This window comes from Streptomyces tendae, assembly GCF_014650435.1.
In the GTDB taxonomy this organism is placed as follows: Bacteria; Actinomycetota; Actinomycetes; order Streptomycetales; family Streptomycetaceae; genus Streptomyces; species Streptomyces tendae.
The window spans coordinates 156,726-169,979 of sequence record NZ_BMUY01000002.1 but is presented as its reverse complement, the minus strand read 5'-3'; the positions used below and the strand labels follow the sequence as shown (position 1 = coordinate 169,979).

15 protein-coding genes are annotated in these 13,254 nt (G+C 70.7%); 1 reads left to right on the top strand and 14 read right to left on the bottom strand.

The genetic code is table 11. The annotated features are described in order from the left end of the window. Positions 1-61: 61 nt before the first annotated feature. The 4 genes from IE258_RS05640 to IE258_RS05630 all read right to left on the bottom strand — a co-directional run bounded on the left by IE258_RS05640 (position 62) and on the right by IE258_RS05630 (position 1,896). Positions 62-730 carry a class I SAM-dependent methyltransferase gene (locus IE258_RS05640; protein WP_189739735.1) on the bottom strand — a complete coding sequence of 223 codons (669 nt, stop codon included), beginning with the start codon at positions 728-730 and terminating at the stop codon, positions 62-64. A gap of 82 nt (positions 731-812) precedes the next feature. Beyond that, positions 813-1,286: a glycine-rich domain-containing protein gene (locus tag IE258_RS05635; RefSeq protein ID WP_229891949.1), complete on the bottom strand. Its 474-nt coding sequence runs from the start codon at positions 1,284-1,286 to the stop codon at positions 813-815. Beyond that, positions 1,283-1,558, bottom strand: a complete 276-nt coding sequence (locus IE258_RS41095; RefSeq protein WP_229891948.1) for a hypothetical protein — start codon at positions 1,556-1,558, stop codon at positions 1,283-1,285. The genes IE258_RS05635 and IE258_RS41095 overlap by 4 nt, the downstream gene beginning before the upstream one ends. Continuing rightward, entirely contained in the window at positions 1,555-1,896 is a 342-nt protein-coding gene (locus IE258_RS05630) for a hypothetical protein (protein ID WP_189739732.1), read from the bottom strand. Before IE258_RS05630 ends, IE258_RS41095 begins: the two co-directional genes overlap by 4 nt. A 144-nt stretch (positions 1,897-2,040) precedes the next feature. Here IE258_RS05630 and IE258_RS05625 point away from each other — a divergent pair, with 144 nt between their 5' ends. Continuing rightward, positions 2,041-2,796 carry a GntR family transcriptional regulator gene (locus tag IE258_RS05625; RefSeq protein ID WP_229891947.1) on the top strand — a complete coding sequence of 252 codons (756 nt, stop codon included), beginning with the start codon at positions 2,041-2,043 and terminating at the stop codon, positions 2,794-2,796. 59 nt (positions 2,797-2,855) lie between these two features. Here the strand turns inward: IE258_RS05625 and IE258_RS05620 are convergent, their stop codons facing one another. From IE258_RS05620 to IE258_RS05575, 10 genes are all read right to left on the bottom strand, one after another. Beyond that, positions 2,856-3,161, bottom strand: a complete 306-nt coding sequence (locus IE258_RS05620) for a hypothetical protein (RefSeq protein ID WP_189739726.1) — start codon at positions 3,159-3,161, stop codon at positions 2,856-2,858. Continuing rightward, positions 3,161-3,415: a hypothetical protein gene (locus tag IE258_RS05615; RefSeq protein ID WP_189739722.1), complete on the bottom strand. Its 255-nt coding sequence runs from the start codon at positions 3,413-3,415 to the stop codon at positions 3,161-3,163. The genes IE258_RS05620 and IE258_RS05615 overlap by 1 nt, the downstream gene beginning before the upstream one ends. A 3-nt stretch (positions 3,416-3,418) precedes the next feature. Next, on the bottom strand, positions 3,419-4,285 hold the full coding sequence (locus tag IE258_RS05610; RefSeq protein WP_189739719.1) for a hypothetical protein: 867 nt from the start codon (positions 4,283-4,285) through the stop codon (positions 3,419-3,421). A 63-nt stretch (positions 4,286-4,348) separates the two neighbouring features. After that, complete coding sequence (locus IE258_RS05605) at positions 4,349-6,154, bottom strand: right-handed parallel beta-helix repeat-containing protein (RefSeq protein ID WP_229891946.1); 1,806 nt, start codon at positions 6,152-6,154, stop codon at positions 4,349-4,351. Next, a complete protein-coding gene (locus IE258_RS05600) occupies positions 6,154-7,095 on the bottom strand; it encodes a hypothetical protein (protein ID WP_189739715.1) in 942 nt (313 codons plus the stop codon). Before IE258_RS05600 ends, IE258_RS05605 begins: the two co-directional genes overlap by 1 nt. Then, positions 7,088-8,281 (bottom strand): siphovirus ReqiPepy6 Gp37-like family protein, encoded by a 1,194-nt coding sequence (locus IE258_RS05595; protein ID WP_189739712.1) that lies wholly within the window; start codon positions 8,279-8,281, stop codon positions 7,088-7,090. Before IE258_RS05595 ends, IE258_RS05600 begins: the two co-directional genes overlap by 8 nt. After that, positions 8,278-9,231 (bottom strand): phage tail family protein, encoded by a 954-nt coding sequence (locus IE258_RS05590; protein ID WP_189739707.1) that lies wholly within the window; start codon positions 9,229-9,231, stop codon positions 8,278-8,280. Before IE258_RS05590 ends, IE258_RS05595 begins: the two co-directional genes overlap by 4 nt. Next, positions 9,232-12,138, bottom strand: coding sequence for a PspA/IM30 family protein (locus tag IE258_RS05585; protein WP_189739704.1), 2,907 nt, complete (start codon positions 12,136-12,138; stop codon positions 9,232-9,234). Between the two features lie 138 nt (positions 12,139-12,276). After that, positions 12,277-12,726, bottom strand: a complete 450-nt coding sequence (locus tag IE258_RS05580; protein WP_189739701.1) for a hypothetical protein — start codon at positions 12,724-12,726, stop codon at positions 12,277-12,279. 15 nt (positions 12,727-12,741) lie between these two features. Continuing rightward, positions 12,742-13,254: a hypothetical protein gene (locus tag IE258_RS05575; protein WP_189739689.1), complete on the bottom strand. Its 513-nt coding sequence runs from the start codon at positions 13,252-13,254 to the stop codon at positions 12,742-12,744.

Here is a 13,254-nt window from a genome sequence, read left to right as displayed (position 1 = left end):
GACAGAAAGCGGCCCCGGACAGCGGTTCAGGTCGCTGTCCGGGGCCGCGTGGGGGTGCCGCTCAGGCGCGCGCCCGGACGATGAGGGTGCCCGTCGTCCGCTTCCCCGGCGGCGCGGCGAGCACCTCGGCGGTCACGTCGGTGAAGCCGTACTCCTTCAGCAGCCGCTCCCACCCTTCCGGCTCGTAGTCCCACCGCTTCACGACGAGCGGGTCCTCGTCGTCGCCGCGCGGGATGTACGAGGCTTGGCAGCCGTAGCAGCCCTCCACCGGCGGCCGCTGGGAGAACACCAGCCGACCGCCCGGGTACAGCCGCTCACGGATCGCGGGCAGCAGCCGGGTCGGGTCGGTGAACCAGACCGCGCCGTACACCGAGTACATGGCGTCGAAGCCGTCCCGGTCCTCACGCAGGAAGGCGACGGCCTCCACCTGGCGCAGGTCCAGCCCCGGCGCCTGGCCCCACCGCTCGCGCGCGGCGGCCAACTGCTTCGGCGACACGTCGACGCCGACCGCGCGGTGGCCGAGCGCGGCGAGGTGCGCGGCGTTGCCGCCCTTACCGCAGCCGAGGTCCAGGACCCGGCCGCCGGCCGGTACTTCGAGGAGTTCCGCGCCTGGCCCGTGGTCGGGGTACTGGGTCCAGTTGAACCAGGTCGTCTCCCCGGCTGCGTTCGTCGGCCGGCGTTCGGGGCGCTGCCGTGAGTAGGTGTCCCAGGCGATCGCGGTGTCTGTCACGTGGTGCTCCGCTCATAGGGCCAGCCGCCCGGCTGTGACGCCGGACGGCTGGAGTCTTGCACGATGGGCGTGGTGCGGTGTGCTACTTCCCCTTGCCGCTGTTGGGGCTGTCGGTGCACCCGGCGTGGCACTGGCTGCAGTCGGCCATGTCCGGCCACAGCTCCTCGTCCACGGTGTACCCGGCGGCCGTGATGGCGGCGAGGGTCCGCTCGCGGGTGGCCTGCGCCCCGCCCGGCATCTCGTCGCCCTCGTCCGTGGGGACGTGGTGGACGAAGCCACCAGCGACCCGCTCGCAGAACTCGGCGTAGTCGACGGTGTGCAGGATGAACGCGTGCCAGCCGTAGTCGACCAGCTTGCTCGGCGCGAGGGACTGGCCGGGCTGCTGGCCGGAGGCGGCGACGAACGCGGCGGCCTGGCCGACGATGCGGCCCGCGGTCGCCTCACTGATCTCCGGGTGGTCGGTGGTGATCCGGCGGGCGAGCCGCTCGGTCACCTCAGGGCCGACGAGGGCGGCCGGGTCGGTGGTGCCCACGGGGTGCTCTAACGCGATGGTCACGTCTTCCTCCTGTTGTGGACGTCGCCTCCGGGTGGAGGCGTCTGGCCCGCCCGCTGGTAGAGGGCGGGAGTCAAGGTGAGGCACGCTGGCCCGCAGCCCGACAGGGGCGGGCAGGCAAACACCTCGGTGCTGAGGTCGTGGACGCCGGAGCGCCCCTCGGCGCGGCCGACGGACACCCCGCCCGTCGTCGCGAGAGAGGCGCCGCACAGGGCGCAGGCCCAACCGGCGTACTGCGCCCACGACAAGGCGGTGGCGGCGGGAAGGCTGTTCATCTCGACTGGCCTCCCAACTGCCCCCACAGCCCCCGCTCGTCGGTGGTGAGTCCGGCCCTGCTGCAGAGGCCGGTGAGGATCGACCAGCCGGGGCCGTGGCTGTTGATGAGGGGGAGCGGGTCAGGCCCTTCTGCGGTGATGCGGATGCGGGCGCCCGCGGTGGAGAGCGTCATCTCGACGACGGGAGCGCCGGAGCCAAGGACGGCGACGAACAGTTCGTCGGCGATGAGCGGGGCGTCCGGGTGCTCGACGCGGCCACGGGTCCAGAGGCGGACGTGAGGCGCCTCGATGGGATCGCCCTTGAATGCCTTCTGCCACGTGTGACCCGATTCGGGCATGACTGTACCCCGCAGACGGTGGCTATCTGTGTACGGATAGTGCTTATCTGTACTCAGATTGTCGACGGAGTTGGCGCTGGTCAAGAGGGAAGGGAGAGTATGTGTACTCAGATTGACGCGATCACGTGGAACGGTGGTACGGCAGTGGCACAGCCCGAGTACCTGCGCATCGCCGCTGAGCTGCGGCAGCGCATCGCCTCCGGCCAGCTCGCACCCGGCGACCAGCTGCCGACCCTGCCCGCCCTGTGTGCGTCATATGGCGTATCCGAAACCACCATCCGCAACGCGCTCCGGCTCCTCGCCACAGAGGGCCTCATCGAAACCCGGGCCCGTGCCGGCACCCGCGTCCGGCCGCGGCCGCCGATCCACCGCATGGCCGCCGACCGCTACCGGACCACGCCCGGCGCCAAGTCCACGCCGTACACCCGCGATCAGGGCATCGGCTGGTCCGAGTACCGGCTCGACAAGCGGTTCGAGCGCGTGAAGGCCGACGCCGAACTGGCTGGCCTGTTCGAGTGCGAGGTGGGCGAGCGGCTACTGGCCCGGCACTTCGTGTTCTACGACAACGACCAGGCCACCCAGATGTCCACCAGCTACGTCCGCTGGTCCGACGTCGCTGGCACCCCGGTCGCCGACCCGATCAACGAGCCCTGGCCGGGCGGCACTCGCGCCCAGCTCGGCAGCCTCGGCATCCGCGTCACAGCGATCACGGAGTCCTTCACGGTGGGCATGCCCACCGAGCTGGAGGCGGCCACCCTTCGCATCGGCGGCGGCGTGCCCGTGCTGCGGTACACGCGCCGGCACATCTCCGACACCGGACGGGTCGTCGAGGTCGCCCATCCGATCGTGCGCCGCGGCGACACCACCATCGTCGACTTCCGCATCGACCTCGATGACTGACCCCGGACGCACGAAAGCGGCCCCGCTCTCCGTCGCGGTGACGGAGAGCGGGGCCGCGGTCAGTTGAGGAAGCCGAGGAGAGCGACGACCAAGGCGCCGATCCCGGTCAGGGCTGCCAGGCTGGGCAGTGGCCAGCGGGCGCGTTCCAGGGTGGCGACGCGGGGCTCGATCTCGCTGGACTTCGGCATGGCCTCCAGCGCGCGCAGACGGGCCTCGTGGTCGGCGAGGTCGGCGCGGATGTCCCGCGTCTCGTTCAGCACGCCGTCGATCTTCGCTTCGATCCGGCCGACCGTCTTCGCCAAGTCGCGGACCTCCTGGTACATCTGGGCGTTGCTGATGACCACGCCCTGCTCGGGCGTAGCCACTAGACCCCCTTGGCCAGCGACGCCGAGTTGGTGACGTCGCGCCAGCGGGCGACGAGGCCCTTGCCGAGAGCGAGGACCGCGCCGACCCCGCCCGCTCCGGCGGCGTACCACATGGAGCCGTCCAGCGGGGTAGTGACGACGATGCCGCCGATGAAGCTCTGCAGGAACGTCGACAGCACGCGCTCCAGGAGGTCGCGGCCGAAGGTGGACGCGGTCTTCACGACGGTCTCGCCGTCGAAGTGCAGCTCAGGCATGGGTCAGGACTCCTTCTTGAGGGCGGCGACATCGGCGCGCAGGGCGGCGACGTCCTGGCGGAGCGCAGAGAGTGCGCCGGGCAGGCCAGCCACCGCGTTGTAGATCGAGCGGATGTAGCTGGACGCGGTCCACTTCGGGTTCTTCTTCACGTCCGGCGCGAACTCGGGCGCCGGCAGGCCATCGGTGTCCCACGTCGCGTTGAAGACGTCACCCTTGTCCATGTCGGAGTTCTCCTTGCTCGGGGTGGTCGGGGTGTAGCCCTTGGCGCGGGCGAGGATGGCGCCCATGGGCAGCAGGCCCGGGTCGCCGTGGTCGTTCTCGGGGACGTGCTGGTGCCCGCAGTGCCCGCGGTAGCTGTTCCACTTCCCGCCGGACATGCGGACGCCGTTGGAGCCGTAGCTGGACGGGTACGCCTTGAAGGTCACGCCGCTGGTGAGCGGGACGCCGTGGTGGTCGTGGGCCCACTTCGCGAACGCGGCCAGGTCGCGGACGGCCCAGTCGGGCAGGTCCGGCGTGTACAGGTGCGGGGTGCTGCCCCACTTCTTGTGGGTGGCCGGGTCGCAGGTGCCGACGATCTCCACCTGCACCACGTTCAGCGTGTTCGTCTCCACGCCGCCGGCCTTGTTGACGAGGGCGCGTGAGGACACGTCGAAGTCGAAGTGCTGGTACCAGACCAGCCGCTTCGCCGTGAAGTCCGGCTTCGCGGTGAAGTTCGGGGCGCTCGCCCCGCCGCCGTAGGACGGCAGTGACGTGCCCTCGGTGGTGTGCCAGACGACGACGTTGGACTCCATGGCGTCGCCGCCGTAGCGGGACTGGTGCCAGTAGGCGGTGGACGCGCCGGGGTAGCGCTGGGGACCGGTCTTGGCCACGGGGCCTCCAGAGATGAGGAAAGCCCCGGGCCAGGACGGCGCGGGGCGTGCGGGACAGGGCGGCTACGCGGGCTCGTACAGGACCCAGCCGACGACCGAGGTGTCCGCGTTGCTGCTGGACGTGATCGTGAAGCTGGTGCCCGCGACCTTGGTGGTGGACAGGTGACCGAGCGTGCCTCCCGCCGCCTGCCGGAACGTGGCTACGCGGGTGTTGGCCGTGACGCTCGTGTTGGCCACGGTCACGGTCCCGGCCGCCAGGGTGCTCACGCCCATGCGGGCGTTGGCGCCCTCGGCGATCGCGATGCCGCCGCCTGCCCCTCCGAGGTTGAGCGCCTTGGCCTGGCCTGCCCAGATGTTCCACTGCCCGGCCGACTGCCCGGAGGCGAGTGCCGCGTAGCCGCCGACGTTCAGGTTCCCAGCGACGTCGGTGGGCGGGGCGAACGCGTCGACCGGAGCGTTCGTCGGTCCGGTGCGCTCGGCGATGTTCAGGCCGCGGCGCAGGATCGTGTTGTCGCCCGCGTCGGACCAGCCGGCCGTGGCGGCGTGCAGGAACCCGGAGTCCACGGACACGTAGGTGCAGCCGGTGAACCGGGCCCCGAACTCTGGTGAGTTCGTCTGGGTGCCGTCGTCGTCGACGCCGGGGTAGCAGGTGACCATGCCGACCAGGACGGGGACGGTGGCGCCGTCGCAGGCGAGGCCGGCGTACCCGCCGCCGCCCGCTCCGTTGTTCCGGCCGTCCCGCCGGACGTGCAGGTTCTCAATCTGGATCGGTGGGTTACCGGTTGCGTCGACCAGGACGCCGTTGGCGCCGTTGCGGTCCGTCGAGCAGCCGCCGATCAGCATGCCGCCGCTGCCGGTGCCGACGGCCCAGTCGCCCGTGATGTGGATGCCGTTGCCGACGTTCCACTCGGCGCGGCAGCCGAGCATGTGCGAGTTCGCCGCGTTGGCGATCTCGAACCCGGAGGCGCCGCAGCCGATCGCCTGGCAGTCCATGAGGGTGATGTCCGTCATCACCTCGAACGCCATCCCGTGCCAACCCGTGTTGTCGACCATGACGCGCTGGAGCCGCCAGCTGTACGGGAACTTCCCCTCGTTGGCCTCGGTGTGGACGCCGGCCCCGGTCACCCGGCGCACGGTGACGTCCCTGAGCTGCACGTTCTGGATGTTGCCCGCGGCCCTGACCCCATCGACACCCGGGGCGGTGACGTCCGCGCCGTCGATCATCACGGACACGATGCGGTGCTCGGCGGAGATGGTGGCGTAGCCCCCATCGATCTCGTCGAGGAACGAGATCACCGCGTCGCCGACGAAGCTGGCGAGAGGCTTGATGTAGCACTGCGGGTCCGTGAGCCCTGGCACTGCCATCAGGTTGGAGTGGGTGCCCTGCAGCGTGACGCCGGGCGGGATCGTGAGCGGCGCGGAGGTGCGGTAGCCGCCGACGGGTAGGTAGACGATCCCGCCCATCACGCAGTTGTTGAGGGCGGCCTGGATCGCGACGGTGTCGTCGGTGACGTTGTCGCCGACGGCCCCGTAGTCGCGAACGTTCAGCCAGTCCCGGACTGATCCGGGCGGGGCGTCCGTGCCGCCGGTGCCGGTGGTGTGCGCTTCCATCCACGCGCGGCTGACGCCGCCCGCGTCCGCCCACATCCCGACCACGCCGTCCGGCCCGTAGAAGGTAGGGACCAGGCCCTGATCGTCGGCGGTGACCTGGGTGATCGGAGTGCTGAGCGCGTCTTGCAGGTCGGTGTACTGGGTGCCTCCGTCGGCTGCCGACCAGAAGGTGAGGACCGCGCCGGGGGCGACGGACCACAGTCCGTCAGTCGGCCGGACCACGTAGTCGGCGATGCCTCGCCCGAACTCGTACCTCATCAGTCCACCACCCAGCTCGGTCCGGACTGCGTGAGCACGTAGTCGCCGATGGGGATCGTCGGGTGCTGCACCAGCCACACCTGGCCCGGCTTGTCCGATGCCTTGGAGTAGATCGTGATCCTCCCGATGGACACGCCTTCGATGTAGGCGAGGGCATACTGGTCGCGGTTGCGGTGCTGGAAGGCTGACGGGATCTGGGCGGGCAGCCGGGACTCCGAGCTGCCGGCGAGGTTGCCGACCTTCCGCTGGAAGCTGCCGAGCCGCAGGCACACGATGCCGTTGCGGCGTTCGATCACCGGTGTGACACCGATCGACCACGCCGGGGTCAGCAGGCTGATTTCGATGTCGCCCGTGTCGTCGAAGACCAGCTTCCACGCGCTGCCAGTCCAGATCCTCTTGGCGCCCGTGTCGGTCTCGAAGCACTCCTCACCCAGCCTGGGGTTCGGGTTGCGGGTGGTCGAGGTTGCCGGGCGGCAGCGGGTGCCGACGTACAGTTCCGCCCTGGTGACGGTGACCGAGGAGGCCCCGCCGAGGATGCGGGCCTGCGCGAGGGGGATCTCGTAGACGCCGGTGGTCCCGGTCTGCTGGGTCAGGGCGGGGGCGCCGGAGCCGGGGGTGCCGCCGACGACGGCCACGCGCACTGTCCAGTCGGAGCGGTCCAGGCGCAGGACGATCCAGTCGATGCGCGGCTGGCTGGAGATGTTCGCCGACAGGGGCACGGCGGTCGTGGTGCTGCCGGAGTACCAGCCGTGCCCGCGGACGCTGCCGGCGGCGTCCGGGCGGACGTTGACGGACAGGCCGGTACCGGCCGTGATGACCTGCGTGTCCGTGGGGTCGCCGTAGATCCCGTCGTCGGAGAACCGGCTGGCGAGCAGCTCGTGTTCGTCGTCCGTCACCGCCCGGCTGTTGTGCCCCGGGCTCGGGTAGGACTCCTCAGCCACGGCCCCTCCCTTCGAGTTGCCCCAGCCGGTAGGCCAGGTCCCGCACGGTCCACACCATGCGGGTGGTGGTCGTCTTGTCGTTGTTGCCGATGACGGTGGTCACCAGCTCGCCGGAATCCGGCTCGGCGGCCAGGCCGATGGACTGCACCACATCGGCGATCTCCAGCCCGGTCGGCAGGACGACGGCGACCAGGTCGCCGAGGCCGAAGTCCCGGCCCGCCTTCAGGTCCTCCGTGTCGACCGTGACCGTGCTGAGGCTGGCGGTCGGGTTGTCGTTGCCGAAGGCGAGGACGCCGGCCTGCGTCAGCTCTCCCTCCGAGTCGTCGTCGACGCCGGACTTCTCGATGAACTTCTCTACCCGCCACCAGTCCGTGTGGAGGTTGGACGTGACCTCAACGTAGACCCGCTGGTAGGCGGGGTCCCCCTCGGGCGGGTCGTCGGCGGGATCGTTGCCGCCCATGACCAGTTCGGACGTGGCGGTCGGGGCGCCGAGCGTGAAGGCGGCGGACCGGAGGTTGCCCAGGCCGTCGGAGAACCGGGCCGTGCCGGTGAGGTCCCGCGGGGCGTACACCCCGAACCGGATCTCGTTGCCGACCTGCCGGGTGCGGAAGCCGAGCTTGTCGCTGACGGCCGCCGTCCGGCACGCGTCCAGCAGCGGCTCGAACCGCGTGGACACGGTCTGAGCGGTGCCGACCCCGGCGACCGTGTCGAGGACCAGTTGCTCGATGCGGCGCGCGGCCAGGGCGCCGGGCCCGCAGTTCTCGTTGACCAGCGTGCGGATGATCGTCTCCGCGTTCGTAGCCGTGAGCTTCCGGACCACGTCGGCGGTCTTGGTCTGCGTCGCGAACGACTTAGCGGGCTCCGGGTAGGTGAGGTAGCCGGCGACCCGGGCCAGGTCGTCGGAGAACCGGCATGTGACCGTGCCCACTCCGGCGTTCGACTCCAGGTCCCACGTGTAGTCCTGCGGTTCCTCCATCGGCCCGGCGCACCAGATCTCCCCGTCACGCAGGACCACCATGCGGTTGCCGGGCTGCAGCAGCTCCATGACCTCCGGCTGCGCGGGCAGCTGCACCGACCCCGACGCGGGTGCGTTGAAGTTGAGGTCGCAGGCGAGCTTGGTCCAGCCGGTGATCGGGTCGCCGAGCCAGTTGAGGTTGCGGTCGGTGACCAGCAGTTGCACCGTCATGCCGTCTCGTACCTCGGGTAGTAGGTGAGGTCGACGGCCGACCCTGCTTCGGCGCCCGCCAGCTGGAAGGTGACGGGCGTCTCGCCGGGCGGGATGCTCCACAGCACGGCCTCGGGCCAGTTCAGCCCGGCGACGAGGTTCTCCCCGGTGCCGGACCGTGCGCGCGGCGGATCCGTGGAGATCGTCACCGTCTCCCCAGCGAGGAGGGCGCCGTGAGGCGTGGCCTCCATGTCCAGGGTGAAAGCCTGGCCGGTGTCCTCGCGGGTGAAGGTGATGGAGGTGGCCGGTCCGGTGATGTGCCACTCCGGCCACACGTCGACGTCGCCGCGGTTCTCCACGGTGGTGGCGCCGAGGACCTGCGAGCTGGACACCGACGGGTACGGGGCCAGGTAGTCGACGCCGGCCCCGGTCTCCCGGTGCACGGTCTGCGGGTGGACGTCCAGCCAGTACGGGTCTTCGCACCACAGGGTGACGACGGCGCTGTCCCAGGTGATGCCGGTCGCGGTACGGCCCTGCCCGTCCCACCCCTGGCTGTAGTAGACGGCGATCCGACGCGCGGACCCGTCGGGCCGGGCCACCTCCAGCCAGCCGGGCCCTTCGCGCAGTGTCCGTGCGAAGGCCCGTGCGAGCGCCCGCCAGTTCGCCGTGAAGGTGGTGTGGTCGGTGCCCTTCACCAGGACGGGCCACACGATGTTCCTCGCCTGCGGCTGGACGTGCCGCAGACGGGACCCGCCCCGCGGGTGCGGGTCTGCCGTCAGCTCGTAGGGCGCCGCCCCCAGCCCGGACACGCCCTCGGCGAGCGTGTACCACTCGGCGGCCAGGTCGGTCATCGGCCACCGCTTCCCGGTCGGGTCCACGTAGGTGATCGACGCGAACCCGATTTCCGGCACATCGACCGGGGGGACTTCCGGGACCTCGGGGCTGGTGACCGGTGCGGTGATGATGGGCATCTATCGCGGCCTCCCCACACGCATGCGCGCCTCTTCCTGCCGGGTGATCAGTTCGAGGTCCCGGGCGTCGATCACGCTCTTGCGGGGCTGCACGATGTACGTCACGGACGGCCGGGCGTATCCAGCCATCGGCGCCGCGGGCTGCGGAGCCGACCTGCCCGGCGACACCGCAGCCCGCCCCGCCGGGGCGACCAGCGCCGCCAGCGCGGACGGGTCCAGTTGTTTCGCGTTGAGTGCGTCGAACAGGCCCTGCCCGTAGTAGTCCACGGCGGCCGCCCGCGTCATGTACTCGCCGGCGGACCCCCACAGCAGGATGTCGTCGGACGTCGGCGTGCCCGGCCCGGCCAGACGCCCCCCGTCGGGGAAGCCCGGGATGGGCCCGCCCCGTGCCCGTCGGATCAGACCGCCCTCGGCGTAGCCCAGCTCGGCAGCATTCTTCGCGGCCTGGTTGGATCCGCCGGACTGCTGCACCGACTTGAAGATGGTCATGCGGATGGTCGTGATCGTGGTGGTCGCCGTGTCCCCGTCCAGCTCACGCAGCGCCTTGTCGACGGCCCCGATGTTGCCGAGCGCCGTTTTATTCGCCGTGAACACCTCGGTGCTGCCGTCCGGCAGCCTGCGGGTCTTCAGCCCGACCGCTTCCAGCGCGGCGATCGCCGCGGCGTTCAGCGTGTCCACGGTGACCGTGTGGGAGTTCGGCGTCTTGTCGATCTCCGTCTGCACGGCGACCAGGCCCTCGATCGCCTCCTGCTTCTCCAGCTCCACCGTGGTGCGGATGCTGTCCGGCGTGCCGAGCAGCGTGGAGACGTACTCGCGGGCCTCGGCGTCGGTCATACCCGTCTGCGTGGCCAGCTCGATCATCTTCGCGCGGAGCTGCTCGGACTTCTCCGTCATCGACCCCAGCGACTCGCCGGCCGCCAGGCCGGACGCCAGCATCTCGTCGTGCGCCTTCGCCGCCGCCGACATGGCCTGCGCGTTCTCCCGGCCCTTCTCCGAGTTCAGGTCGAGCGTCGCGCCGTTCTCGGTGAAGCTCTCCGTGAGCGCGTCGAGGCTGGCCTCGAACCCGATCTGCGCGTCATACGCCGACCGGTTCGCGTCGTTGAGAGCGAGGATGCTCTCCCTCAGCCCATCCGCGCTCTGCTTCTGCGCATCGAGCTGAGCCTGCACCTCGATGGCCTGATCGCCGAAGATGCCCATGGACTGGGCGGCCAGTTCCTGCTCAAGGGCCTGCGCGGCGAGCGCGTCCTTGTAGTCGTTGAGCTCGCCCTCCACCTCGTCCGCCGAGAGGCCCTGGTCCTGCAGCTTGGCGCTGACGCGTTCCAGCGCTGCTGCTGCGAGGTCCGCCTGCCCGTTGGACACCATGTCGGCGAGCGCCTGGTCGAGCGCGTCGACGTTCTCCTTCGCCTCCTTCACCGGCGTGCTGTCGGTGCCGAAGAAGCTGATGATGGCCTGTTGTACTCGGTCAACGCCCTTCGGGTCGACAACCTTCTGGAAGGCGTCGGCCAGCCCTGACAGGTCGTCGCCGTAGGCGCGGACCGCCTCGCCGCCGAGTTCGCCCGAGTTCCCTAGCTCCGTCAGTGACGTGGCGAGTTTGTCCACGTCCGGCTTCGGCTTCTGGCTCTTGGACGACAGCATGTCCAGGCCGATGAGCAGCAGCCCGATCCCCGTGCCTGCCATGGCCAGCTTGGCCGTGCGGGACAGGGCACCGACCGCTGCCGTGGTGCCAGCGAGCACGCCCGTCGATCCAGCGGCGGCGGTCGACATGATGCCGATCTGCACGCCGAGCCCAGCCATCACCGCCCGCGCGGCGTCGACTCCGACCGCGGCCAGCTTCACGGCCTTGAGGGCGATCGCCAGCTGCAGGATCGTTGCGACTGCTTCCGGCGGGACCGCGGACACGATGCCGGTCAGGACGTTGACGACATCCAGCATGCCCACGCCGACGTCGGCCCCGGCCTCCAGCACGTTGAGCAGGGCGTCGCCGATGTTCTCCAGCGTGTCCCACACCTCGGGGCCGGCGTCGCGCGCGTAGTCGAAGAACTCGGCGACGCCGCCGCCGTCGTACTCGCCCGCGTCGAGCTTGGCCAGGAAGACCGTCAGCTGGTCGATGCCGTTGTCGAGGGTGTCGTTCGCGAAGGTGGTGAACCGCTGGTTCATCGCGTCGAACCCGGGCGTGCTGATCCCACCCGCGACCATGGTGATCAGCCGGTCAAACTGCGTGGACGCGCCCTTGACCAGGCCGGTCGTCTCCGGGAGCAGCGCGTTGGCGACGCCGACGCCCTTGATGAACGGGCCCATCACGTCGCCCGACAGGCTGTCCGACCACTGGTCGTAGCCGTCCTTCAGCAGGCCGACCGCGATCGCGGCCTCCCGCGTCTCCGGCGACAGCTCGGCGAGCCGCTGCTCGTACTCCAGCGCCGCCTTTCCCGCCTCGGCGCTGCCCGCCCCGGACGTGCGCAGCGCCTCATCGAGCTTCTCCTGCGCGTCGATGGCCTCGCCGATCTTCCCGATCTGCGGGCCAAGTGCCAGCGCGTAGGCGCCGGCCGCGACACCGACCGCGCCGAGCTGCCCGGCGAGGACAGTGGCGCTGCTGGCCAGGCTGGCGGCCATCGGGATCGCAGCGGGCAGCAGCGAGATCAGGTTCGCCTTCAGCGACGACCCGAGCTTGTCGGATGCCTCGCCGAGCGTGTTGAAGCTGGTCCGCGTTCCACCGGCCGTGGCGTCCAGGCGGCGCAGCGCGTCGTCCGTGGTGAGCAGGTTGCCGTGGAGGTCGCGCAGCCGCCCGTCGGCGTCCGCGGTGATGCCGGCCATCCGCAGCCGCAGCCGGTCCGCAGAGGACGCGGTGCCGTTCAGGACGCGGGACAGCTCGTCGCGGCCGGTCAGGGTGAAGGTGAGCCGCTCAGCCACGTGCCGGTCACCCCCTCAGTGTCGAGACGTGCCGGTCCAGCCAGGCGACCAGGCGCAGGAAGCGGGTGACCGACAGCCGGTCGATCTCCGAGGGCTGCATGTGCAGGTAGTGCATCAGCAGCGGCTCGTACTCGTGGATCAGTCCTCGGAGTCCCGGCGCCGGTGTACCAGGTGGCCTTTTCCCAGCCCGTCCAGCGCGGCGTCCACATCGGCCGGGGTATGGGCGAGCTTCCGCAGGTGCGGTGTCACCAGGTCGATCTGGGTGTCCTCGGCCTGGCTGCTGAGGGCCTGGACCATCAGGTTGTTCAGGGCGTCCTCGATCTCACCGCGGGTGATCCGCGCTTTGACCCGTCGGCGCCAGCCGGGCAGGTCGAAGTCGGCGAACGCGAGGTCCGGCTGGGCGCGGCGCCGGTGCGCCCAGACGACGGCCCGCAGCGCGGTCGGGTCCTGCAGCTGGAGAAGGGCCTCGATGCGCTGCCACTGCGCACCGCCCATCGCCTCCTCGATGGCGGCCGCCTCCAGAGCGGACAGCTCATCCGTCGACAGCTCTTCGACGGTGCCGTCGTCCTGCGCGATGGAGATGATCACTCTTGGTTCCTCTTCTCACTCAAGGTCCCGTCGCACGTCGCGCAGGACCCGTTCGACTTCTGCGCGCATGCGCGGTGTGCCGGCCTCCACCGTCTTGGACCACCAGCCCGGCGGCCTGGCCCACTGCGTCGCCCACCGCTTCCGGTTGCCGAACACCGGGTGGCGGACCCGGCCGTCGTTGATCACCCACGGCATGTTCCGCAGGTCTTCCGGCAGGCGGCCCTTGTCGATCCAGATCCGGGCGCCCGGGTTGGCGCCGGACCGGACGCTGATCCGGATGCTGCCCGCGAGCGTGGACCGCAGCGGCCGTGTGGTGGGCGACGGGCCGCCCCGCTTCCCGCCCTTGCGGCCTTCCGAGACGAGCGGCTGGGTGCGGATCGCCTTCTGCAGGTCCTTGTGCAGGGGCTCGGCGGCCCGCCGGACGCGGCGGGAGAAGTTCTGCCGCAGCCGGGGGCCGCCAGCTGCCCGCATCCGCCGGGAGAGCGTGAGCAGCTGGCCGGTGCCCAGGATCTGAACGCTGCCCGCCAT